Origin of the sequence: Leclercia sp. M50 (genome assembly GCF_037150775.1) — a bacterium.
Lineage (GTDB): Bacteria > Pseudomonadota > Gammaproteobacteria > Enterobacterales > Enterobacteriaceae > Enterobacter.
On sequence record NZ_JBBCPK010000073.1, the window covers coordinates 1 to 24,960 of the forward strand.

Sequence of the window (24,960 nt, forward strand, 5' to 3'; positions counted from 1 at the left end):
GCTGCCGTCATTTCTTCAATTTTATCATTAATAGGTTTTGGATTTGCTGGATCAGCTTTAACTAAAGTATCTGAGTAAGCGATAGCATCTAAAACCATTTTGTTGAGTGCCCAGCAGGGTGGTGCCGTCATAGAGGTTAATCTGCGCGTTCGCCGGACCCGTTCCGCGGATCAGCGGCAGATTTTCATCGGTCGGCTGGTCGCTGAGCACGTCGCCGGTGACGCTGCCGGTGTTGTCCACGGCCAGGGTGATGACCGGGGCGGCTGGCGGTACGGTATCGATAGTGATGTTAAAGGCGGCGGACGGCTCACCGGTGTTCCCGGCGGCATCGGTCGCCACCACGGTGATGACGCGCAGTCCTTCGCCCAGCGCCTCCGGCGGTGTGAAGGTCCATTCGCCCCCCGCGCCCACCTGGACAGTCCCCACTTCCTCGCCGTCCACCCGAATGCTGAGGGTGGTGCCCGCCTCCCCGGTCCCGCTCAGGGTTGGCTGGTTGTCGTTAGTGGCGCCGTTATTGCTGATGGCAACCGGGCTGCCGGAGAGATCGTTGATCGCCTGGGTAATGACCGGGGCGTCCGGGGCGGTAGCATCCACTACGATGCTCCAGCTGTTGGACGGCGCGCTGTTGTTGCCCGCGGCGTCCGCCGACTGCGCGGTCAGAACGTGACCGCCATCAGGCAGCGGTGCCGTCAGCTGGATCTCCCAGGTTCCCTCTGCGCTGACCTGGGTGGTGCCAATCAGATCCGTGCCGCTGTAGAGCAGGATAGTGGCGTTGGCAACGCCGGTACCGCGCACCAGCGGCGTGTTGTCATTGGTGGTCTGCCCGTCGTTGACGGTGCCGGTATACGCACTCACGTTGTCCACCACGTCGGTGATCGCCGGAACGGCAGGCGGCGTGGTGTCCGGGGCGACGATCTGGCCTTCCGCGCCGGTGTTCCCGGCCCGGTCGGTTGCCGTTACCGTCAGCAGTTCCCCGTTCTGTTTTGGCGTGGTGAGCGTGAGGGAGAAGCTGCCGTCATCGTTAACCACCCCGGTGCCAATCACCGTGTCGCCATCGCGCACGGTGATGGTGCTGCCCGCTTCGCCCTGGCCGGTGAGGGTATTGCCGTTGTTGAGCACGGTGAAGCTGCCCGGCGCGCCCGGGGCGATAGTGTCAACGGTGATCGACGTAACCGGTGACCTCGCGCTGAGGTTGCCCGCAGTGTCGGTGGCGGTGGCGGTGAAGTTATGCACCCCGTCGATGAGGGTAGTGGTGGTCTGCGCCAGGGTCCACTGGCCCTCGGCGTTAGCGATCGTCTCGCCCACTAGGATGTCGCCGTCGTAAATACGCACGATGGCCCCCGCTTCGGCGGTGCCGTTGAGGGTCGGACGGGTATCGTTGGTCGGGTTGCCGTTGAGAACAGGCCCCTGTACCGAACCGATGTCATCCACAACCGAGACGATGGCAGGCGCTGGCGGCGCGATGGTATCCACGTTGATCACAAATCCGCTGGTCGGCGGGCTGACGTTGCCCGCCGCGTCGGTGGTGGTCACCGTCAGGGTGTGCAGACCGTCGCCCAGTGGGCTCTGCGGGGTAAAGATCCAGGCGTTGTCGGCCCCGACAAGCGCAGTGCCCAGCAGGGTGGCGCCGTCGTAAATGTTCACCGTGGTGCCCGCCTCTGCCGTGCCGCGCAGCGTCGGGTTCGCATCGTTGGTCAGTTGGGCGTTGTCGAGGATGCCTCCGTCGCCGACATCATCAGTGACCGAAACCAGTACCGGCGCCGCTGGCGGCTGAGTATCGACGGTCAGGGTGAAGGCGGCGGACGGATCGCTGGCGTTACCCGCGTCATCAATGGCTACCGCCCTGAAGCTGTGCTGAGCATCGCTGAGCGGCTCGGTGAGCGTGGCCGTCCAGTTTCCTTGCGCATCCGCCACGCCTTCACCCACCAGGGTTTCGCCTTCAAAGATCTGCACCCGGGCATTCGGCTCGCTGGTGCCGGTGAGCACCGGCAGGGTGTCGTTGGTGCTGCTTCCACTGGCGAGCGCGCCGGTGCCCGGGGCGACGTCATCCTGGGCCAGGGCGATCACCGGGGCTACCGGTTTAAGGGTATCGACAATCAGGGTGAAGCCCGGCGAGAGCTCGCTGACGTTGCCCGCCGCGTCGGTGGCGCGGGTGGTAAAGGTATGGCTGCCGTTGTTGAGCGCCTGGTCTGGGGTGTATGTCCAGTCACCCGCTTCGTTGGCCTGCACGGTATCGATCAGGGCGCCGTTGTCATAAATATCCACCGTGGCATTGGCTTCAGCCCTGCCGCTCAGGGTCGGGGTGGTGTCGTCGGTGGTCTGGCCGGAGGTGGTGATCGGGTTCTGGATCGTCCCGACGTTATCGCTGATGGCGGTGAGGGTCGGCGCCGTTGGCGCCTGGGTATCCACCGTCAGAACAAACGGCTCGCTGGCATCCCCGGTATTTCCGGCGACGTCAGTGGCGGTAAAGCGAATGCTGCGGGTGCCCTCTTCCAGGGGCTGATCGGGCGTGAAAGTCCAGCTGCCCGCGGCGTTAACCACCGCGGTGCCGATCTCCCGATCGTCAACAAGGATACGGATCGTGGCACCCACTTCGCCGCTGCCGGTAAAGGTTGGACGGGTGTCGTTGGTGGTATCGCCGCTTGCCAGCGTGCTGGTGGCCGCGCCGACATCATCCACTACGGTGATCACCACTGGCGCCAGCGGGGCGGCGGTATCCACGTTCAGCGTGAAGGCTGGTGAGGTGCCCGAGAGGTTGCCTGCGGCATCGGTGGCGCTGACGCGCAGATCGTGCGAGCCCGGTGTCAGATCGGTCCCAGGGATAAAGCTCCAGTTGCCGCTTTCGCTGACTAAGGCGGTGCCGATCTCCACGCCGTTATCGAGAATATGCACGGTGCTGCCCGCCACGCCGGTCCCGGTCAGTTCCGGGCGGGTGTCGTTGGTGACCTGACCGTTGGTCAGCGGCCCGGTGCTGCCCTCCACATCATCGTTGACGCTGACAATGACCGGGGTGGCCGGTGGAGTCATGTCCACGAACAGCGTGTAAGCACCGGATACCGGGCTGACGTTACCCGCGCTGTCGGTAGCCACTGCGGTAAAGCTGTGCTGACCTTCCGCCAGCACGCGGGTGGGGGTGAAGCTCCAGGCGCCCGTGGCGCTGGCGGTGACGGTGCCCAGCAGCGTAATGCCATCGTAGATCGCCACGCTGCTGCCCGCCTCCGCGGTGCCCGAGAGGGTAGGGGTGTTGTCGTTGGTGCTGCCGCCGTTAGCCACGTTGCCGCTGACCGGATCGACATTGTCGTTAGCGCCGGTGATAAGTACTTCGCCTGCGCTGGTATCCACTACCAGCGTGAACGGTGCCGAGCGCGGACTTTCATTGCCCGCGGGATCGGTGGCAGTAAGGGTCAGGCTGTAGGTGTCATCATCCAGCGGCTGGGCGAGGGTAATGCTCCAGGCCCCGGTGTTGCCCACCGTTGCCGTACCGAGCACAGTGTCGCCTGCATAGAGGGTAATGATATCGCCCGGCGTCGCCGTGCCGTTAAAGGTCGGCAGGTCATCGTTGGTCGGTCTGCCGCTGACGATGGCGCCCGAAACCGGGCCCACGTCGTCCACGACGCTACCGAACGCCGGGGCGGATGGCGGGGTGATATCGATATTGACCGTCGCCTCCGGCGACAGGCCGCTGGTCTGGCCGTCAACGGTGGCGGTGACGCTGAAGCTATGGCTGCCCTCATCCAGGGCAGTTTCGATCGGGAAGGTCCAGGCGCCAGTGGTGGCGTCGGCGGTGACGGTGCCCAGCGGCGTGGTGCTGCCGTCGAGATAGAGTGTCACCTCGCTGCCCGGGATGGCGGTGCCGGTGAGGGTTGGCGTGGTGTCGTTAGAGCTGCCGCCTTTAACGTTGCCGCCGGTACCGTTGTCATCAACAATCTCGTTGATGACCGGAACGTCCGGCAGCGCTGGCGTAGCCGGAACGTCATACGATCCCTGCAGGCTGGTGTTGCCCGCCACGTCGCTGGCGGTCAGGTTCAGGGTGACCGCGTCGCTTTGCGGCGGGGTCCGGGTGGCGGAGAACTTACCCCGGGCGGTGGGGGCCCCCGTGCCCCGCACCACCTTGCCCCGGCCGGTCACCGGAATAATGGAACCCGCTTCGGAAGTTCCAGTCAGCGGCGTACCGCCGGAGACAATTCCGGGCACCACCGGCACGCCCGGTGCCTGGGTATCAACGATCAGGTTAACCGGCGTTCTTTCGCTGGTGTTACCCGCCGCGTCGCGCGCCACCACGGTGATGGTATGGCTGGCATCGCTCAGCGTGGTGCCCTCGGGCAGCGGCAACGTCCATTGGCCATCGGCATTGGTCTGCACTTCGCCTACGGCGTTGCCGTCGATAACGACGGTGATGGTGCTGAGTGGTTCACCGCTGCCGCTCAGGGTCGGAGTGGCGTTGTTCACATAAAGCTGGCCACCGGCCAGGGTGCTTTCAGAGATCGCAAGCAGCTGTGGGTTACCTGGCGGTTGGGTGTCGATGGTGAAGGCAAAATCGTTGCCCGCGCCGCTGACGTTCCCGGCAGCATCCACCGCCGCCACGGTCAGGGTAGTCGGGCCATCTCGCAGTTCCGGAGTGGTGATGCTCCAGCTGCCGTCAGTGACCAGGCTGCGTCCGACCTCCACGCCGTTGTTGTAAAGGATCACGGTGGTGCCGTTTTCGCCGGTACCGGTGACGGTCGGGGTATTGTCGTTGCTGCTGCCGCCCGCCGGGAGGTTGTCATCCACGCTGCTGATGACCGGGATCGCCGGTACCTCGCTGTCGACGGTCACGGTGATGGTGTTTGAGATCGCCGAGACGTTACCCGCCTCGTCGGTGGCGGTCACGGTAAAGCTGTGCTGCCCCTGGGCCAGCTCGTCATCAGGTCGCCAGCTCCAGTTGCCGTTGATGTCGACCACCGCTTCGCCCACCTTGACGTTGCCCGTGGCGGTCTGGTCGTAGATGCTGATGGTGTCATCTGGCGTGCCCGTGCCGCTCAGTACCGGACGGGTATCGTTAGTGGCGCCGTTGTTGCCAACCGGGCCGGTAATTTCACTGACGTTATCGGTAATTACCGGGGCGGCAGGCTGATCCGGCGCGTCGGTATCGATGGTAATGCTCACCGGCTGCGACGGGGCGCTCTCGTTGCCCGCGCCATCTTTGTTGGTCACGGTCAGGCTCAGATCGTAGGTGCCGTTAGGCAGTCCTTCTGGCGGAGTCCAGCTCCAGCTCCCGTCTGGCTGGACGGTGGTTTCGCCGATTTTGGTAGTGCCGTCGTAGATGGTGACGATGTCGCCTTCCGTACCGGTACCGCTCAGGGTCGGAGTGGTGTCGCGGGTGCTGCCGCCGGAGGTGAGGATCGCTTCCTCGCCGCCGTCAGGATTGACGGTGATCTCCGGTAGCGCCGGAGTGTCTGGCGCGAGGGTATCCACCACCAGGTTAAAGCTCTCCGAGGTGGCGGTGTTGCCCAGCGCATCGCTGACGGTGGCGGTAATGGTGTGAGTGCCATTCCCCAGCGGGGTAGTCACTTGCAGGCTCCATTCGCCCTGCGCATTGGTGGTGGTGGTGCCCAGCAGAGTGGTGCCTTCATAGAGGGCGATCTGCGCGTTCGCCGGGCCGGTGCCGTAGAACACCGGACGGGTTTCATCGGTGGGCACGTTGTTGCCCACATCACCCTGCACGCTGCCGGTGTTATCTGCCACCCGGGTAATGACCGGGGCGGCGGGGGCGGTGGTGTCAACGGTCAGCGTAAAGGCGTCGGAGGCTGCGCTGTTATTCCCGGCGGTATCTTTCGCCACCACCGTGATGGCGTGCTCCCCATCCTCAAGCGCCGTCGCCGGGGTGAAGTTCCACTCGCCGCCGCTGCCCACCAGCGCGGTGCCCACCTCCACGCCATCCACCAGAATAGTGATGGTCGACCCGGCTTCACCGGTGCCGTAGAGGGTAGGGCGGTTGTCGTTGGTGGCGCTGTTGTTATCGATCACGCCAGCGGAGTCAGGCAGATCGTTGATCACCTGGACGATGGCAGGCGTACCCGGCGCGGTGGCATCGAGAATAATGCTCCAGGTGTTGGACGGGCCGCTGCGGTTGCCTTCACTGTCCACCGCTTCCGCCCGCAGGACGTAGCCGCCGTCCGCGCCCAGCTCTGTTTGCGCTGACCAGCTGCCGTCCGCATTCACTACGGCAGAACCGACCACAACGTCGCCGCTTAAGATGTAAATGGTGCTCCCTGGTTCCCCGGTGCCGGTGATAACCGGACGGGTGTCGTTGGTGATCTGACCCTCGAGAACCAGGCCAGTAACATCATCCACGTCATCAACCACGCTGTTGATAATCGGCGCCTCGGGCGGGGTAACGTCCGGGGCGGCAACGGTGCCCTGCGGCCCGGTATTGCCCGCGGCATCGGTGGCGGTAACCGCCAGCGCCTCACCGTTGAGCCTTGGGGTGCTGAGAAGAATATTGAAGTTGCCGTCAGCGTCCGCCACCCCTCTGCCGATCACGTCGTCGCCATCGCGGATGGTCACGGTGCTGCCCGCCTCCGCCTTACCGGTAACGGTGGCGCCATTCAGGGAGATTTGCAGATCGGTTGGCGCGTCAGGCGGGGTGACATCCCCCACCACCGCAGTGGCGGGCTGGCTCTGGTTCCCGGCGGCATCGGAGGCCACCACGTTGAGGGTATCGCCTTCGTTTTGCGCCTCGTCGAGGGGGATCGTGAAGTCGCCGTTGGCATCGGCAGTGCCGCGGCCAATTTCGTCCCCGGCACCGTTGGTGATGATGATGTTACTGCCCGGCTCGGCGGTACCGACGACCTCGGTGCCGCCCGGGATCAGGCTAATGGTTGGCTGGTCCGGTGGCGTACGGTCGATGGTAAAAGCAAACGGCTCGGAGGGGGCGCTGGTGTTGCCCGTGAGATCCGTTTCCGTCAGGGTGAGGGAGTGTGGCCCGTCGGCAAGGGGAGTCTCCGGAGTAAAGCTCCAGGTGCCGTCTGCGCCGACAACGGTCTCGCCTACGAGCTGGCCGTTATCATAAATCCGGATGGTGCTGCCCGCCTCACCGCTGCCGTTCAGGGAAGGGCGGTTGGCGTCAGTGGTCTGCCCGGCGGCAATGACTCCCTGTATCGTGCCGGTGGTGTCATTCACCGTCACGCCGGATGGCGCATTCGGCGCGACGGTATCCACGGTAAAGCTGAAGGCCGGGGAGGCCGGTCCGGTGTTGCCCGCGCCGTCGGTGGCCCGGGTGGTGATCTGATGCGCCCCTTCGCCCAGCGCGCTGGCCGGGGTGAAGGTCCAGCTACCGTCGCTGTTGACCGGCGCGGTGCCGATGGCGTTGCCGTTGTCGTAAATCGTGATAGTGGCACCGGGTTCGCCGCTGCCGCTAAAGGTAGGGCGGGCGTCATCGGTGGTCTGGCCGCTGGTGAGCGACCCGGTTACGTTGCCCACGTCATCGACCACGCTGGCGACAACTGGCGCTGCGGGTGGGGTGGTATCTGCGGCGGTCACCGGGGTGCCCGGGCCGACGTTGCCTGCGCCGTCGGTTGGCGTGACGGTCAGGGTTTCCCCGTTGGTATAAGGCTTGCCGAGATCGACGGTGAATTCGCCGTTGCCGTTGGCCTGGCCCCGACCGATGACGTTGCCGTTGGCATCGGTAACGGTGAGGGTGCTGTTGGGTTCGGCGCTCCCGCTAAGCTGGGTGCCATCTGCTGAGAATCGGAGGTTGGCGGGTGCGCCCGGCGGGGGGGTGTCGTTCGGGCTGCCCGGGAGGGTGGGGCTCCCGCCGTTGTCGCTGCCACCGCCGTTATTGCTGCCTCCGCCGTTATCAATGCCGCCGTCACCGTCGCCATTACTTCCGCCACCACCACCACCACCACCGCCGCCACCGCCACCAGCGGCCAGCGCAATGCCCCCTGCGACCCCCACTCCGCCCAGCGCCCACGGCCAGATCGCCGCTTCGCCCGCGGACGCGGTTGTGGTTCCTGCCAGCAGGGCATCAATGGAGGCTATCGACTGGTATTGCTCTGCTGCCATCGGGTCTGCAATCCACCACAGCGCACCGTTGTCCTCTTCCAGTACCAGCTGGCTGATACCGTTATCGCCGCTGACGAAGAAGTTTTTGACGGTAATGGTTTCGCCGTCGGTCAGCTTAACGATCAGGTCATTCCCGCTGCGGTTGTACTCGAGAATGTCAGCCCGTTCAGCGTTGATTTTTACAATGGAGGAATCATTCAGCGTCACCTGAGACCCGTCTGTTACTGATTCGACGTGCGTCAGTTTGGAGATGACAGTGATTTTACTCATGTGTATTACTCCCGGCAGAGTGCAGAGAAACGGCGTCTATTTTTCGCCATTTCTTTTCAGCAGATTAAGCGCCACCCAAAGGGATATTGTTTATTTAAAACAATGACCCTGGGTAATTATGTGAAAGTGATTAAAAGCTGCCGATATAGCGATGGTGGCAGCGACATTTAGCCTTTGATACTCAAGAAATAATGCGATTGGGAATATGTTTTCAGCGGTAAAATCCTTGTCTTTAATAATGGTAAGAATTTGTGATTGACTGAATTTGATATAGCCAGAAAGTACCAGAAGTGCAAATTAAGCGTGAGTTAATAAATGGTTAGTCATATTTAAAATATTGCGCTGTGCAGTGTGAAAATGGCGGTGGCAGGCGTGGCGCGGCTTGCAGGTGTCTGCTGAGCGAGGCGTGTGTAGAGATTTTTGTTTTTAATTTAATGAGATAGCGGCATTTGGTGAGGGGGAGGTATTTTATGGGGGTATTTTAGTGTGGCTGTATAAATATTTAAATGGGAGTGAAGTTGATATTGAATATGATATATTTGAGAAGGTTTTTAATATTGTCGAATCTGGGTTGAATTAATAAAGAGTTGTGCTATTTAGATGGGCGTATAAGTTAAGGCAACCAGGTTATTTGGTAGAAATGTTATTACGGTGGGAGAGATCACATTATTTTCTTCTTGTGGGGAATGAAGAGAAGTATATGTGGCGAAGTAGGGGTTCCGTTCACCTCACGTTTTCTGCTTCTGTTACGCCTGAACCGGTGAACGTGCCAGGGTGGCTCAATCGCCACCACCCTGGCGACCCGGGCTCCCGGCAATTTTGTCTTCGGCTTATTCCCTTCGGCTATTGGGGCGGGCGTGATCCTTGCGCCTCGCCCCGGCCTGCGGTCAACGCCTCAGCGATTTTCAGCCGGACACGGTAGTCGCGGTAAGCTATTTATTTTATTTGACTTTTTCATTGCTGTTTTTCGTTTTTGGGTTTTTGGTTTTGTAGGCCGGGTCAGGCGTAGCCGCCACCCGGCGGGGTTGAGTTAACCGGTGATAATATGATTCTGGTTCACCAGCTCCTCGTAGGTGGTCTGCACGTTATCCAGCGTCACCAGCGTGGCCGGGGCAAAGCTGGTGCCTGCACCATCCCGGTCGAGCGTGATTGTCGTGCTGCCATCGCCGTTGCTGGTGAGATGGAGATAATCCCCCAGCGTGTTGCCATCGCCATTCCAGCCCACCAGCAGCTGGCTGATGTCGATTTTGTCGCCCTGTGCCAGCGAGAAGTTACCGACGTGCTCCCCGCCGTTATCGCTGAGCACGTTATAAATCAGCGTCTCGCCCGTGGTACTGGCACTCAGGGTGCTCACCAATGGCTCCTCGCTCTGGGCAAACGCCGCGGTTGCCACTGATGCCGTCGGTGGGTTCGGGGCAAGCTGGTCGACGTTAATCGTCCAGGTCTCGGAGATCAGGCTGTGATTGCCGCGGCGGTCAACCGCATCGGCGGTCAGGGAGTGGAGCCCATCGGTCAGACTGGCGGAGACCTGGAACGACCAGTTACCTGCCGAATCCACCTCCGTAAAGCCGATCTGCATCTGCTCGCTGTAGACATAAATTTTGGTGCCGACCTCACCGGTGCCGGAGATGAGCGGCGTGCGGTCATCGGATAAGGTCCCGCTCACGATGGTGCCGATGGCGTCCGGAACGTTATCCACCACGTTGGTGATGATCGGTGTGGCCGGCGGGGTCGTGTCGTCGGCTTCTACCGTACCGGGCGCACTGGTGTTGCCCGCCTTATCGGTAGCGGTAAGCGTCATGATCTCCCCGTTCAGTTTGGCGGTAGGCAGGGTGAAGGAGAAGCTACCCGATTCGCCGACAATCAGCTCGCCGAGTTTAGTGGTGCCTTCCATGACGACCACGGTGCTGCCCACTTCCGCCGTGCCGGTGAGCGCCAGACCATTATCGGAGACATCCAGCCCTGCAGGCGGTGCCGGTGGCGTGGAGTCCAGGGCGGTGGCCTGCGCCGGCTGGCTCTGGTTCTGGGCGGTATCGAAGGCGTAGACCGTCAGCACCTCGCCGTTGAGCTGGTTCGGGGCGATATTGACGGTGAATTTACCGTCGGCACCCACGGTGCCGGTACCTATCTCCTGGCCCGTGGCGTCGCGTACCGAGATGCGGGCATCCACTTCCACTTCCGCTTCACCGCTCACGCTGTCGCCCGTCGCGGCGACGGAGAGGGCTGTCGGTGCCGCTGGCGGGGTGATGTCCGGCACAGGCAGCGAAGAGGCTGGACCTTCGTTACCCGCCCGGTCAGTAGCCACGGCGCTCAGGGTTTCGCCATTGACCTGCGGAGTGGTCAGGGTCAGCGAAAATGCCCCATTGACGTCCGCGGTGGCCGTACCCAGGCTATCACCCAGGTCGTTGGTCACCGTAACCGTCGAGTTGGGCTCGGCGCTACCGGTGACGATGGTGCCAGTGGCATTGATGGCGAGGCCACTCGGCGCGGCGGGCGGCGTGCGGTCGACGGTAAATTCAAACGGCGCGGAAGAGGGGCTCAGATTGCCCGCAATATCCGTCTCCGTCAGGGTAAAGGTTTGTAGCCCTTCCGTCAGCGGCTCGGCAAGCTGGTAGCTCCAGGAGCCGTTGTCCGGAACGATGATCTCCGCCACCAGCAGATCGTTGTGGTAGAGGGTAATGGTGCTGCCGGGATCGCCCGTACCGCTCAGCACCGGCTGGTTGTCATCGGTAAAACCCCCGGAGGTGATGAACCCCTGGATGTTGCCTACCTCATCCATCACCTGCAGAACCGGCGCATTCGGGGCGACGGTATCGATGGTGAGGTTGAACGCGGGAGAGTCCGGGCTGGTATTGCCTGCCGGGTCGGTGGCGCTGGCGGTGATCTGATGCAAGCCGTTCGCGAGATCGGCGGTGGGGGTAAACGTCCAGCTACCGTCACTGTTCACTACCGTGCTGCCGATGTTCTTCCCGTTATCATACACCGTGATGGTCGAACCGGCCTCGCCGCTGCCGCTAAAGACCGGGCGCGGATCGTCGGTGGTCTGATCGCTGTTCAGTGCGCCGGTCAGGCTGCCGGCGTTGTCGTCAGCGATAATAATCATGGGCGCATCTGGCGGGGTGGTATCCGCAGCGGTAAGGCTGGTGGGCGGACTAACGTTGCCGGAGCTGTCGGCGGCTGTGGCCGTCAGCGTCTCGCCGTTGGTGTAGGGCACCCCCAGCTCGACGGTAAATTCACCATTGCCGTTGGCTTTGGCTTTGCCCACCACGTTACCGCTGGCATCGGTGATGGTTACCATGCTGTTGGCTTCGGCGCTGCCGAGCAGCTGGGTGTTACCGTTGGCGAAATGCAGGTTTGTCGGCGCGCCGGGCGGCGTGGTATCCAGCGCTACCGGACCCGGATCGATGCGATCGTCACCGCCGCCACCGCCCCCCCCCCCACCGCCTGCCGCCAGCGCAATGCCGCCCGCTGCGGCCACGCCACCCAGCACCCACGGCCAGATAGGAGTATCGCCCGATGAGCTACTGACGTTACCGGCAATCAACGCGTCGGTTGACGGGATCGACTGGTAACGCTCAACCGCCAGCGGATCTTCAATCCACCACAGCGCGCCGTTTTCATTCAGTACCAGCTGATGATCGTTGATGTAGTAGTTCTTCAGCGTCACGGTTTCGCCGTTGGTCATCCTGACCAGCAAATCGTTATTGCTGCGGGAATAACTGGCAATATCGCCCCTGCCTGCATCGAGCTTAACAACGGAATCCTCGCCCAGAATGATCTGGTTACCTTCTGCGACTGTTTGTTGATGCGTCAGTCTGGAGATAACAGTGAATTTACTCATTTGTATGACTCCCAACAGAGTGTAATGAATGCTGTGTGTAAAAAACGTTTTTCTTTCAGCAGAGTTTAAGCGTCCCGAAGGAGACACTATTTGTCAGAAATAATGTTCTGCTGTAATAGTTTTTCTGCGACTTTGTTGTTTTTTGCGCAGGCGTGATGATTGCCATCCCTGTCATTTATATTGCTGGCTTTTTATAAGTGCATTAAAGGATATAGTCAGAAAGAACCAAAAGCGCAAATGACGAAGCGGTGAAATAAAGCATAGGCGCTTACTTAACCGCGCTGAAACCTAATAAACCAGTGGGTAATCGCCAGGATTATTGATTAACATGTTGTATTTAATCTATTTTTATTCTGATGTGTCGGGTTTTGTTAGTGCGGGTGATGAAGCGGAGATTGCGAGAGATCACAAGTTTCAGCGCTGGATTAGCTTTTATATTTATTAAATTAGAGGGCGCGATAACACGCTATTTATTATATTTTCGCCACCGGGTAATAGAAGCGTTTTTGAATTTTGGAATAATACAAAGGTATGATTTTTTCTCGTCTGGATAACGCTTTCTACAAAACGCTCTACGACGTTTGTACTATTTTTTGCGCGTTTATTATTTTCTGAAAGGCAGTATAGAACAGGCGGAATTTTTTACCGGAGCAATTATTAATAAATATTATTGTATCAGGTCGAAATTTTACTGACGCCGCATCGCCTGGATCTCAATGGCAATGGCGATGCGATCGTCCACCACCAGCGCAAAGCGATCCATCTTGTACGCTGAACGCGAGATGGCGGTGGTGGCATGCAGCGCGATCGCCTCGTCCGGCAGACGATCGAGCGTGGCTTCGAGGATCACCGGACGGCTGAGATCCCGGACGGTGAGAGTGCCGAACGCGCGGTAATGATCGTCCTTAACTTTCACCACCCGGGTGCTGGTAAAGGTGATCGTCGGGTAGCGGGCGGCGTCAAAAAACATATCGCTTTTCAACTGCCAGGTGAGCAGATTGTTGGAGGCCTGAAGTGTGGCGACCGGCACCGACACCCGGATGCGATCGTCATATTCATTGTCCGGGTTCAGCGTGACCGTCCCCGTCACCCCCTGGAGATGCGCCCAGGAGGGTATGCCGCCGAAGGCGCGCCACGACAGCCTGATGGCGGTCTTCTGCGTGTCGATGGCATAGACGACGGGGGCGGCGTAAAGCGACGGGCAAGCGATCATGAAGACCAGCAGAAGAATGCGGCGCAGCATAGGGGGCTCTCCCTTTCACAGGTTGCAAGTTAACGCATCAGCGCGCAGGCTTGTTTGGTGTAAGAGGGGTGTTGCCCTGCGTGAGAATAAGCGTAGAAACAGGGAAGCGCGTGAGCAAGGGGTTTCAGAAGAGTGTTAAATATGCGTTTGTAGCGGGTTCACAGTTTGAGAAAGTTTCAGGTGAGCGTCGCGATAACGCCGGGGCCATTTGGGTCTACCGCGCCATATAAGTGAATGTCTGCGTTGACGTTATCCTCTGGCACCTGCGTAACCCATCGCACCTGGCACCAACGCCTGTGTTATGATAAAGAACTCCTTAACTCAACTTCTTATGATGTAGCGTCTATGACTCTTTCCAGCGAAAAACAGACAGAAATCTCCTCTGAAACCATTGGGCGGACATTGCGTCGTCGCCCGCTGGCGCGCAAAAAATTGTCCGAGATGGTGGAAGAAGAGCTGGAGCAGATGATCCGTCGCCGTGAGTTTGCCGAAGGTGAACAGCTGCCCTCTGAACGTGAGCTGATGGCCTTTTTTAATGTCGGGCGACCTTCGGTGCGCGAGGCGCTGGCGGCACTCAAACGCAAAGGGCTGGTGCAGATCCAGAACGGCGAGCGCGCCCGTATTTCGCGCCCCTCTGCGGACACCATCATTAGCGAACTCTCCGGTATGGCAAAAGATTTCCTCGCCCATCCGGGTGGGATCGCTCATTTTGAGCAGCTGCGCCTGTTCTTTGAGTCCAGCCTGGTGCGCCATGCTGCACAACATGCCAGCGATGAGCAGATTGCCCTGCTGGAAAAAGCCCTGACGTTGAACAGCCAGGCGCTGGATGACAATGCGCTGTTTATTCGCTCCGACGTGGAATTTCACCGCGTGCTGGCGGAGATCCCTAACAACCCGATCTTTTTGGCGATCCACGTGGCGCTGATCGACTGGCTGATTGCCGCGCGCCCCACGGTACCGGAGCAGGCGCTGCACGAGCATAATAACACCAGCTATCAACAACATATCGCCATCTTTAACGCTATCCGCAGCCACGATCCCGATGCGGCTGAAGAGGCATTACAGGCCCACCTCACCAGCGTTTTCGCCACCTGGCACGCCTTCGAGCAGGGCAAAAAACGCCGCAAATAATCGCCTCGATGATTTAGTGAACTCGATCGCGTTCTGCGCATTTCGATCGCGCTGTTTTTAATGTGTCTGGTATAACAGGTATAAAGGTCTACCATTATCGCGTCATCACATTACATTCGAGGTATCTATGTCCGTCACGCTTAAAGGGGTTATGCCCGCACTGCTTACACCGTTCGATCGCAACCAGCAGCTGGATACGCAAAGCTTGCGCCAGCTGGTACGGTTCAACATTGCCCAGGGCGTCGATGGCCTCTATGTTGGGGGATCTACTGGCGAAGCCTTCGTGCAGAACAGCGCCGAACGTCAGGAAGTGCTTGAGATCGTTGCTGAAGAAGCAAAAGGCAAAGTCACCCTGATCGCCCATGTCGGCACCGTCAGCACCCACGAGAGCCAGCAGTTGGCCCAGGCGGCCAGCCGCTATGGCTATGACGCCGTCTCTGCGGTCACGCCCTTCTACTATCCATTCAGCTTTGAAGAACATTGCGATCACTATCGGGGAATTATTGATTCAGCAGATGGGTTGCCGATGGTGGTCTACAACATCCCGGCCCTGAGCGGGGTCAAACTCTCTCTGGATCAGATCAATACGCTGGTGACCTTACCCGGCGTGGGCGCGCTGAAACAGACCTCCGGCGATCTCTATCAGATGGAGCAGATCCGCCGGGCACACCCGGATCTGGTGCTGTACAACGGTTACGATGAGATTTTCGCCTCCGGCCTGCTGGCGGGTGCGGATGGTGGCATCGGCAGCACCTATAACATCATGGGCTGGCGCTATCAGGGGATCGTCAGGGCGCTGAAGGAGGGGGATATCGCCACCGCCAAAGCGTTGCAGGTCAAGTGTAATGAAGTGATCGACCTGCTGGTCAACGTGGGCGTATTCCGCGGCCTGAAAACGGTGCTGCACTATATGGACGTGATTGATGTTCCGCTGTGCCGCAAGCCGTTTGCCCCTGTCGATGAACAGTATCTCCCCGCGCTACGGGCATTAGCGCAGCGGCTCCAGCAAGAAAAAGAGCAACGTTAAGACAACGCCGGATGCCGGGCATACCCGGCATTACTAAAGCTGTATCCTGCAAAACAGCGTATGGGTTTACCCATTGCGGAGACTGACATGAATACAATGACTCAAAATGTCCCGTGGTATCGTTGCCTCAACCGTCAGCAGTGGCGCGCGTTTTCTGCCGCCTGGGTCGGTTATGTTCTTGATGGTTTTGATTTTGTCCTCATCGCTCTTGTTTTAACCGATATAAAAACCGAATTCGGCCTGACCACCCTTCACGCCGCGAGCCTGATCTCCGCCGCCTTTATCTCCCGCTGGTTCGGCGGGCTGGTGCTGGGCGCAATGGGGGATCGCTACGGTCGCCGTCTGGCGATGGTGAGCAGCATTATCCTCTTTTCCGTCGGGACGCTGGCGTGCGGCCTGGCCCAGGGCTATACCACCATGTTCATCGCCCGTCTGGTGATCGGCATGGGGATGGCGGGGGAGTATGGCTCCAGCGCCACCTATGTGATTGAAAGCTGGCCCAAACACCTGCGTAACAAAGCCAGTGGTTTCCTGATCTCGGGCTTCTCCGTCGGCGCGGTGGTGGCGGCTCAGGTCTATAGCCTGGTGGTGCCGGAGTGGGGCTGGCGGGCGCTCTTCTTCATCGGCATTTTGCCGATCGTTTTTGCCCTCTGGCTGAGAAAAAATATTCCGGAAGCCGAAGACTGGAAAGAGAAGCAGCAGAGTAATGCGCCCGTGAAAACCATGGTCGATATTCTCTATCGCGGTGAACACCGGGTTATCAATATTATGATGACCCTGGTGGCCGCAGTCTCGCTGTGGTTCTGCTTCGCAGGCCAGCTGGAGAGCGCGGCGATTGTGGCCTTGCTCGGCCTGCTGTGCGCGGGGATCTTCATTAGCTTTATGGTGCAAAGCAACGGCAAGCGCTGGCCGACCGGCGTCACCCTGATGGTAGTGGTGCTGTTTGCCTTCTTATACTCCTGGCCGATTCAGGCGCTGTTGCCTACCTGGCTGAAAACCGATCTGGCTTACGATCCCGCCACCGTTGCTCAGGTGCTGTTTTTCAGCGGCTTTGGTGCGGCGGCAGGCTGCTGCGCCGGGGGCTTCCTTGGCGACTGGTTGGGCACGCGCAAAGCCTATGTCTGTAGCCTGCTCGCCTCGCAGTTGCTGATCATTCCGGTATTTACCCTTGGCGGCAGCAGCGTCTGGGTGCTGGGCCTGCTGCTCTTCTTCCAGCAGATGCTTGGACAGGGCATCTCAGGGATCCTGCCTAAACTGATCGGAGGCTATTTTGATACCGAACAGCGCGCGGCCGGGCTCGGGTTTACCTACAACGTTGGCGCGCTCGGCGGGGCACTGGCCCCGGTTCTGGGGGCGTTTATCGCTCAACGTCTCGATCTGGGCACCGCGCTCTGCTCGCTCTCGTTTGGCCTGACGTTCGTCGTCATTCTGCTGATTGGTTTTGATATGCCGTCCCGCGTTCAGCGCTGGCTGCATCCTGAAGCCCTGCGTACCCACGATGCCATCGACGGCAAACCGTTCAGCGGCGCCATTGTGGCCGGCAAAAGAGCGAGCCAGCTTGCCAAACACTAAGGCTGAATTTTTAACGGAGGAGTTATGTCGTTCCTTGATGAACTGGATGCAAACATAAAAGCCCGGGGCGGGCTGATCGTCTCGTGTCAGCCGGTACCGCAAAGCCCGCTGGATAAGCCGTCGATCGTCGCGGCGATGGCGCTGGCGGCGGAGCAGGCGGGTGCCGTGGCGCTGCGTATCGAAGGTATTGAAAACCTGCGGGCGGTGCGTGCCGTGGTAAGCGTGCCGGTTATCGGCATTATTAAACGCGATCTGCCCGATACCCCGGTGCGTATTACGCCCTGGCAGGAGGATGTGGATGCGCTGGCTGAGGCGGGCGCCAGCATTATTGCGTTTGACGGCACACAGCGCACGCGGCCTGTGCCGGTTGAGGCCCTGCTGGCGCGCATCCGGCACCATCAGCTGATCGCGATGGCAGACTGCGCCTCGCAGGCGGAGGGGCTGTATTGCCATCAATTGGGGGTTGAGCTGATTGGCACCACGCTGTCGGGATATACCTCAGACGTTACGCCCGTCGAGCCGGATCTGGCGCTGGTTTCAACCCTGAGCCAGGCCGGGTGCCGGGTGGTGGCCGAAGGGCGCTACAACTCACCGGAGCTGGCCGCGCAGGCTATGAAGCACGGGGCATGGGCCGTGACGGTAGGCTCTGCCATCACCCGCCTGGAGCATATCTGTCAGTGGTATCGGGACGCCTTACAGGACGCGACAAAATGATCACGCTGGCTATTGATATTGGCGGGACCAAACTCGCCGCGGCGCTGGTCGACCGCGAGCTGAGGATTATTGAACGCAGGGAGATCCCCACCCCTGCCAGCAAAACGCCGGATGCGCTGGAAGCGGCGCTGTGCGAGCTGGTCACCCCGCTATACCGCCGGGCGCAGCAGTTCGCTATCGCCTCGACAGGGATTATCCAGCAAGGGGTACTCACCTCCATTAACCCGGCAAATCTGGGCGGGCTGGCGCATTTTCCGCTGGTGAAATCGGTCTCGGCTATGACCGGGCTCCCCGGCGTGGCGCTGAACGATGCCCAGGCCGCGGCGCTGGCGGAGTATCAACACATGCCAGATGCCGTGCGCGATATGGTCTTTATCACCGTTTCGACCGGCGTAGGGGGCGGGATGATCCATAACGGCAACCTGGTGACCGGCTCCGGTGGGTTGGCCGGACACTGCGGCCACACTCTGGCCGACCCGAACGGACCGCGCTGCGGCTGCGGGCGGATCGGCTGTGTGGAAGCGATCGCCTCAGGCCGGGGTATCGCCACGGCGGCAGAAGGGGAGCTTTGCGGGCTGGATGCGAAAGCCATCTTTGCCCGCGCCGCAGAGGGGCATGCCCAGGCGGGGATATTGATTGCGCGTTCCGCCCGGACGCTGGCGCGGCTCATTGCGGATATAAAAGCGCTGACCGACTGTCAACGGGTGGTCATTGGCGGCAGCATTGGCCTGGCCGACGGCTATCTCACGCAGGTACAGCATCACCTTGCGCAGGAGCCCGCTGTTTATCAGACCGAACTCTGCTCAGCCCGCCATCGCGGCGACGCGGGGCTGCTGGGTGCTGCATTATGGGCAAAAGGAGCGTGGCAATGATTGTGGGTGATATCAACCGTCTGCAGGCTGCCGGTCTGTCGACGGTGTTCTGTCAGGCGATCGACCAGGCCCTGAGCGCGGGGCTAGCGCAGCTGGCGCCGGGTAACTATCCGCTGCAGGGCGAGAAGATGTTCGTCAACGTGATGCAGTTTGAGACCCAGCGCGCTGAGCAAAAACGTGCCGAGCTACACCGCAACTATATTGATATCCAGATCCTGCTGGAGGGAGAAGAGCACATTTATTACGGACTGGCGGGAAGCGCCCGGGCCTGCGATGCGTGGCACGAGGAGGAGGATTATCAGCTCTGTGACCGCATCGGGAATGAACAGTGCCTGACGTTGAAGCCGGGGATGTTTGCCATTTTTATGCCGGGCGAACCCCATAAGCCGGGCTGTTTTACCGCGAAGCCCGGTATGCTTAAAAAAGCGGTGATTAAACTGCATCATCGCGCGCTGACTGACCTTCATAACACGCTTTAACTCTTCCTACACTCATCTGACGCCCGCAGACAGCGGTTTGCGGTGCGGACAGATGATATCCAGCAACACGCGTTTTCTTCATGGCTCGTCAGGCGTGCTCCGCAATCTTCAAGCCGGACCATTTTCATCTCCCGAGTATAAGTCTTATCGTCGCGAGGCTATTTTTCCCGCCACAGCTACGCTTTACCATCACATTATTGCGACACACACGATAAACGACGGAGAGATTATGAAAGCCATTGCCATTACCCGTTCTGCCCCTGACAACATCAAATTCCTGCAGGATATCGAATTGCCGCAGCCGCAAGCGGCAGGACACGATCTGCTGATTGAAGTGAAAGCCATCTCCGTAAACCCGGTGGATACCAAGGTCCGCGCCGGTTTTACCGGCGATACGCCGCGTGTTCTCGGCTGGGATGCCGTGGGTGTTGTGGCGGCGGTGGGCGAGGCGGTAACGCTTTTCGCGCCCGGGGATGAAGTCTGGTATGCCGGTGCGCTGGGACGGCCTGGCAGCAACAGCGAGTTTCAGCTGGTGGACGAGCGCATTGTCGCCCTGAAGCCTAAAACCCTGGATAACGCCTCCGCTGCCGCAATGCCGTTAACCGCTATCCCCGCATGGGAGATGTTGTTCGATCGCCTGGGCATTCAGGAGCAGGGTAATGAAGGCGACACGCTGCTGATCGTCGGCGCGGCGGGTGGGGTGGGGTCGATTCTGGTGCAGCTGGCGCGCAAGCTGACGAAAATGACTGTAGTAGGTACGGCGTCACGCCCGGAAAGCCAGCAGTGGGTGCGGGAAGCGGGGGCGCATCACGTTATCGATCACAGCAAACCGCTGTCGGAAGAATTATCCGCCGCGGGTATCAAAGAGGTGACCCACGTCGCCAGCCTGACCCATACCGCAGCGCACTATGATGAGATTATTAAGGCGCTAGCGCCGCAGGGCAAACTGGCGCTGATCGACGATCCCGATACGCTGGACGCCCGCCCGCTGAAAGCGAAAAGTATCTCCCTGCACTGGGAGTTTATGTTCACACGGTCCATGTTTGAAACTGCCGATATGATTGCCCAGCATCAGCTGCTGAGCCGCGTGGCAAATCTCATTGACGAGCAGGTGCTTACCACGACGCTGGGTGAGCATTACGGGGCGATTACGGCGGAGAATGTGCAGAAGGCCCATGCGCAGCTCGAGACCGGGCGTGCGGTCGGGAAGATTGTACTGGAGGGGTTCTGAGATGGCCTCCTCTGACATCATCACACTTATTGCGGTTCTGAAGGCGAAGCCCGGCAAACGTGACGCGCTCAAGACGGCCTTACAGGCGCTGCTGCTGCCGACCCGTCAGGAGCCGGGCAACGTTGAGTATCAGCTGTTTCAGCTGCGCGATACGCCGGACATGTTTTACGTCCGGGAAGCCTGGCGAGGCCAGGAGGCGTTAGAGGCTCACATTGCGCTGCCCCATTTCCAGGCCTTTATCCTGCAGATGGATGAGTTGCTGGCGGAGCCGCTGCGGCTGGATTACCTGACGGCGGTAGAGGCTTAAGAATTATGTTGAGGGACGCAGGGAAGGTTAGAGTACTGGAATAGAGGGACGGTAGAAACAAAAAAGCCCGCATTGCGGGCTTTCAGGACTTTGTATCAGGCTCTGGTGACCATCAACAGCTGGCGTCCCTGTAATTGGTGTGAGATGTGGTTGAGTTTGCTGGGGTTTTTGATTTTTTGCGCGAAGGGGAAGGCGCAAAAAGAGTGGCGATGATGTTGATATGGAAGGGTTTTTTTATCTTTTTGATTTTTAAGTTAATTTTTGGAGCGGGATTTTCCGTGCTAGTTTAGGCTCTGGTGGACGCTATAGGCTTGTCGTTCGTTTCCGAAAGTGAGCGTTTCTGTCGGATAATTCACTCTTTTGAATTTTCCAGACTGTAGACCATGCTCATCTAATACACGTGAAAAACAATAGCGTCATCTATCGCATAAGGAGATACGGGTAGATGGCCTTTGGTATAGCCAATGATGTCCCTTTAACAATAAGAGAGCACCATGCTTGAACTCCGTCCTAATTGCGAATGCTGTGGTGAAGATCTGCCACCTGAATCAAAAGAGGCATACATCTGTTCATTCGAATGCACATTTTGTGTAGATTGCGTGACCCAACGGCTTAACGGCCAGTGTCCGAACTGCGGAGGGGAGCTGGTGCGACGTCCAATACGCCCGGAAGCATCCCTCCTGCGACACCCTGCATCCAGTCTGCATCACTATAAATAGTAGAGATGAAAACTATGTTCGCTCCTTGCTTATAACGGCCTTTGTGACCCTTGTAAGCATCCCGGTAAACCGGACCATTCACTTTTAGAGATCTTCCGACATACTGATTATGTTCCCTGAGGAGATCACCATGCGTAAAGCCCGATTCACCGAACACCAGATCATTGCCGTTCTGAAGTCCGTCGAAGCCGGACGTACCGTCAAGGATGTCTGCCGTGAAGCCGGTATTTCTGAGGCCAGCTATTACAACTGAAAAGCGAAATTTGGTGGGATGGAAGCCTCTGATATCAAAAAGATGAAAGACCAGGAGAATGAGAACCGGCGCCTCAAACAGATGTTTGCTGATCTCAGCTTGAATGCCGGGCCCTGAAAGACATCATCGAAAAAAGCTTTAACACCAGCGATAAAGCGTGAACTGGTCAGCTATCTGATCGCGCAGTTTGCCATGAGCTTACGCCAGGCCTGCAGGACATTGTCGCTGAGCAGGACGGTATTTCGTTATCAGCCGGATACGCGACGTGATGAACCGGTGATTATGGCTCTGACCGTGGCGGCTGAACGCTATCCGCGATACGGATTTAAAAAGCTTTTTCAGGTCCTTCGCAGGCAGGGCAATAGCTGGAATCATAAAAGAGTTCACCGTATTTACTGCCTGCTGAAACTGAATTTTCGCCGTAAGGGAAAACAGCGCCTGCCGGTACGTAATCCGGCTCTGCTGGCAAAGCCGGAGGCGATGAACCAGAGCTGGTTCAGCGATTTTATGCACGATGCGCTGGTCTGCGGCAGACGTTTCCGGAACTTCAATGTGGTGGATCACTTTAACCGCGAAGCGCTGGCAATTGAAATCGATCTGAATATCCCGGCACAGCGGGTGGTCAGGGTGCTGGACAGGATCGTGGCAAACCGGGGTTATCCGCTGAAACTGCGGATGGACAACGGCCCGGAACTCATCTCGCTGACGCTGGCGCAGTGGGCAGAAGAGCATGGAGTGATACAGGAATTTATCAAACCCGGCAAGCCAACACAGAATGCGTTTATCGAACGTTTTAACCGGACCTACCGGACAGAAATATTGGATTTTTATTTATTCAGAACGCTGAATGAAGCACGGGAAATTACAGAGCGCTGGCTGGCTGAAGGAATATAACAGCGAACGGCCTCATGAATCCCTGAACAACCTGACGCCGGAAGAGTACCGGCTGATGGCTGAAAAACCGGAAATCTCAAAAAGTGCGTGGAACTAAAACGGGTGTGCTTACACAGGCATCGGCAGGGAAAACCAGAATGTAATCCTGCGTAGCGACCGTACCGGTGGCCAAGCCCGCACGTCCTAGACCGATTCTGCCGTGCCGTCGAACAGACTCGACGGCTCGCGGTACGGCAGGCGTACATCAAAATGATAGTGAAGCGGGCTGTCGGCGAAGATGTACACATCAGTTTGCGGATGTTATCTATCTCCGTTCGTCAATAAACCCCATTTCTGGCAGAATACATTGAAGTAACTGTAAATCTGTTTTCTTCCGTTGAGTCATGAATAGTGGATGCCCTTAATATTTTCATCATTACTGTGAGTCTTTGAATAATGGGAGTCCTTGCGATTTACGCCAGTTTTTGACTATTTCAAGAACTTTCGAGGGTTCTCCATCCTCATCTTTATCTGGAAATACGATTAAATCGCTGCCTTTAGGGTGATTTGTAACTTTGATAAAATTATCCATTAGCATGTCCAAATATTCATCCAGTTTTTTTCCTTTTAATTCTTTCTCTTTTCTGGTGCTTTTTCTAAACTCATACAGGATATCTAGAAACTCGTTTTCAGTGTAATCCTCAAGTCTATCTTTCAAAACTGGCATATTCATAATGTCACCTATCTCCTGTAATGTATTTCATCATGTAGTTTAGGCGTAACTATACGTAAGTTATCCATATCATAGACGCCTCCCCCATCTTTTATGGGAATTACATGATGAATCTCGAATTTTTTAACAATAGTGTTTGGTCCTATGTATTGACCCTCTTTGGGAACCCATGGCGAAAGACCATCTGCAACCCTGTCTTTGTTTACTGTTGTGAGGTCTTTAGTTAATTCTGGGTGCTTACCGACTTCATTCCAGACAGCTTCACGGAAGTCATCAAAAGAGCTGAACTTCTTACCTCGTAGAGTATCTGTTACCAGAGATGGTATTGGAGCCCCATCTCCCGAGTTTGTAACAGATAAATCTAGCCAAGGTTTATCTCCGGATAGTTTTACACCGTTGCCAGTAGCTGTTCCGGGTTGATTCCGTGAATCATCTTTCAGATACACATAAATCGGCTTAATCCCGGATTCCGCTGGGAATACCAGAATGTAATCATTGAGATCCCGCTCTTCCGGCCCGGGAATGGCGGCGTCGTGTATTCGTCTTTACCGTCTGGTATTGGCGTGACCAGTATCGTCGCCTGGTCAATAGGCCTGATATCGCTGCCCGTATGCGATGGAATGTCGCCGTTTTCCGGCCTTTCCGGTGTCCAGGTTATCAACGGGCCATCAGCACCGTGAGCGGGGGTGAACTCATAGCGGTTATTTTTTTCAACCCACTTCATTTCAGCCGTGCGCACACCTTCATACGGCGTGCCTTCACCCGTATGAACGCCGTAGGCCCGCATGTTGCCCTGTTCATCCTGCCGCCAGAAGAACCTCACCCGGGTCGTGGCTTTTGCTCCGGTCAGCGCTTTCTGCCGCAGCTCTTCCTCGTACCAGAATTCATCTCGCCCTGGAACATTAGCGCTGCCTTCACCCGCAGACGGGACATACAGCGCGGACATCATCGCCCCCACATACGGAATACCGCGGGCGGCTCCCAGTACTCCAGTTAAGGACCACTCTCCCCACACCTGCGTCATGACGCCGGTTGCCGCCCCAAGTGCAAGCGGTGCGGCGGATGCTTCTGCGGGAGTTTTTTCACTCCCGGCACCGGGTTTGCGTTTTTTGGCTGACTGAGCATGCTGAACGACTTCTTCATCTTCTTCATGAGCATGCTGATGTCCATACCCACAGCAGTCATCTTCAACCGGTTGGGCAAAAATCGTCATCTGGCCGAAGTTTTCTACAGGCTCGTCGGTGGTACCGGCATCGGTGCAGCCTTTCTCTTTCAGGCAGGATTTCGCATAAACCGGCGTCACCCAGGGAGTCAGCGTTTCGGGGTTAAATTCCCGCATGGTAGCCGGAGGAGGGAGCGGGGAGGTATCCAGAGGTAAAACGCTTCGTGCAGCAGCCATCGTCCTTTTCGTCCGGCGCAGGTACGCCGCCGTTGTCCCGTACTCTATTTTCCCCGCCTCCAGCCGCAGGTAACTCCCGCCACCTATCAGCGTGATGCGTTTCTTTCCGGCAAACGAGATGTCACACGCTGAACTCATCGTCAGCTTCTTCTCCGCAAACAGCCTCATATTGCCGTTCTGCGCCTGCGCCTCCACGGGGCCTTCCCCGGATTTCAGGCTCAGCTGTCCGGTGCGGGCAAACAGGCCGAGC

The 24,960-nt window shown here is 58.4% G+C and carries 14 protein-coding genes and 3 pseudogenes; 10 read left to right on the forward strand and 7 right to left on the reverse strand.

What is annotated here, in order from left to right; genetic code table 11:
- Positions 1-57: 57 nt before the first annotated feature.
- The 3 genes from WFM46_RS16995 to WFM46_RS17005 all read right to left on the reverse strand — a co-directional run bounded on the left by WFM46_RS16995 (position 58) and on the right by WFM46_RS17005 (position 13,400).
- A complete protein-coding gene (locus tag WFM46_RS16995) occupies positions 58-8,316 on the reverse strand; it encodes an Ig-like domain-containing protein (protein ID WP_336998088.1) in 8,259 nt (2,752 codons plus the stop codon).
- 1,030 nt (positions 8,317-9,346) lie between these two features.
- The gene (locus WFM46_RS17000; RefSeq protein WP_336998089.1) at positions 9,347-12,157 is read right to left on the reverse strand and encodes an Ig-like domain-containing protein; all 2,811 of its coding nucleotides are present in this window, start codon (positions 12,155-12,157) and stop codon (positions 9,347-9,349) included.
- Between the two features lie 688 nt (positions 12,158-12,845).
- Complete coding sequence (locus WFM46_RS17005) at positions 12,846-13,400, reverse strand: YceI family protein (RefSeq protein ID WP_336998090.1); 555 nt, start codon at positions 13,398-13,400, stop codon at positions 12,846-12,848.
- Positions 13,401-13,745: 345 nt separating this feature from the next.
- On the opposite strand from WFM46_RS17005, the gene nanR reads away from it, so the two are divergent.
- The 10 genes and pseudogenes from nanR to WFM46_RS17055 all read left to right on the forward strand — a co-directional run bounded on the left by nanR (position 13,746) and on the right by WFM46_RS17055 (position 22,696).
- Positions 13,746-14,531: a transcriptional regulator NanR gene (nanR, locus tag WFM46_RS17010; protein WP_336998091.1), complete on the forward strand. Its 786-nt coding sequence runs from the start codon at positions 13,746-13,748 to the stop codon at positions 14,529-14,531.
- A gap of 127 nt (positions 14,532-14,658) precedes the next feature.
- A complete protein-coding gene (nanA, locus tag WFM46_RS17015; RefSeq protein ID WP_180210698.1) occupies positions 14,659-15,558 on the forward strand; it encodes an N-acetylneuraminate lyase in 900 nt (299 codons plus the stop codon).
- Positions 15,559-15,645: 87 nt separating this feature from the next.
- Positions 15,646-17,130, forward strand: a complete 1,485-nt coding sequence (locus tag WFM46_RS17020; protein WP_156655119.1) for an MFS transporter — start codon at positions 15,646-15,648, stop codon at positions 17,128-17,130.
- A 24-nt stretch (positions 17,131-17,154) separates the two neighbouring features.
- On the forward strand, positions 17,155-17,844 hold the full coding sequence (locus tag WFM46_RS17025) for an N-acetylmannosamine-6-phosphate 2-epimerase (protein ID WP_336998092.1): 690 nt from the start codon (positions 17,155-17,157) through the stop codon (positions 17,842-17,844).
- A complete protein-coding gene (gene nanK, locus WFM46_RS17030; protein ID WP_336998093.1) occupies positions 17,841-18,716 on the forward strand; it encodes an N-acetylmannosamine kinase in 876 nt (291 codons plus the stop codon). Before WFM46_RS17025 ends, nanK begins: the two co-directional genes overlap by 4 nt.
- Entirely contained in the window at positions 18,713-19,195 is a 483-nt protein-coding gene (gene nanQ / locus WFM46_RS17035) for an N-acetylneuraminate anomerase (protein ID WP_336998094.1), read from the forward strand. Before nanK ends, nanQ begins: the two co-directional genes overlap by 4 nt.
- A 229-nt stretch (positions 19,196-19,424) precedes the next feature.
- Positions 19,425-20,426 (forward strand): zinc-binding alcohol dehydrogenase family protein, encoded by a 1,002-nt coding sequence (locus WFM46_RS17040; RefSeq protein ID WP_336998095.1) that lies wholly within the window; start codon positions 19,425-19,427, stop codon positions 20,424-20,426.
- 16 nt (positions 20,427-20,442) lie between these two features.
- Positions 20,443-20,733, forward strand: coding sequence for a putative quinol monooxygenase (locus tag WFM46_RS17045; RefSeq protein WP_168194508.1), 291 nt, complete (start codon positions 20,443-20,445; stop codon positions 20,731-20,733).
- A gap of 494 nt (positions 20,734-21,227) precedes the next feature.
- Positions 21,228-21,452: a DUF1272 domain-containing protein gene (locus WFM46_RS17050; protein ID WP_336998096.1), complete on the forward strand. Its 225-nt coding sequence runs from the start codon at positions 21,228-21,230 to the stop codon at positions 21,450-21,452.
- A gap of 130 nt (positions 21,453-21,582) precedes the next feature.
- A pseudogene (locus WFM46_RS17055) lies at positions 21,583-22,696 on the forward strand (IS3 family transposase).
- A 318-nt stretch (positions 22,697-23,014) separates the two neighbouring features.
- On the opposite strand, the gene WFM46_RS17065 reads toward WFM46_RS17055, so the two are convergent.
- The 4 genes and pseudogenes from WFM46_RS17065 to WFM46_RS23865 all read right to left on the reverse strand — a co-directional run.
- Positions 23,015-23,311 (reverse strand): bacteriocin immunity protein, encoded by a 297-nt coding sequence (locus tag WFM46_RS17065; protein WP_442913464.1) that lies wholly within the window; start codon positions 23,309-23,311, stop codon positions 23,015-23,017.
- An 8-nt stretch (positions 23,312-23,319) separates the two neighbouring features.
- Positions 23,320-23,757, reverse strand: coding sequence for an HNH endonuclease signature motif containing protein (locus WFM46_RS17070; protein WP_442913465.1), 438 nt, complete (start codon positions 23,755-23,757; stop codon positions 23,320-23,322).
- 54 nt (positions 23,758-23,811) lie between these two features.
- A pseudogene (locus tag WFM46_RS17075) lies at positions 23,812-24,650 on the reverse strand (S-type pyocin domain-containing protein); the annotation flags it as partial.
- A 30-nt stretch (positions 24,651-24,680) separates the two neighbouring features.
- Positions 24,681-24,960 (reverse strand): annotated as a pseudogene (locus WFM46_RS23865) (DUF2345 domain-containing protein); the annotation flags it as partial.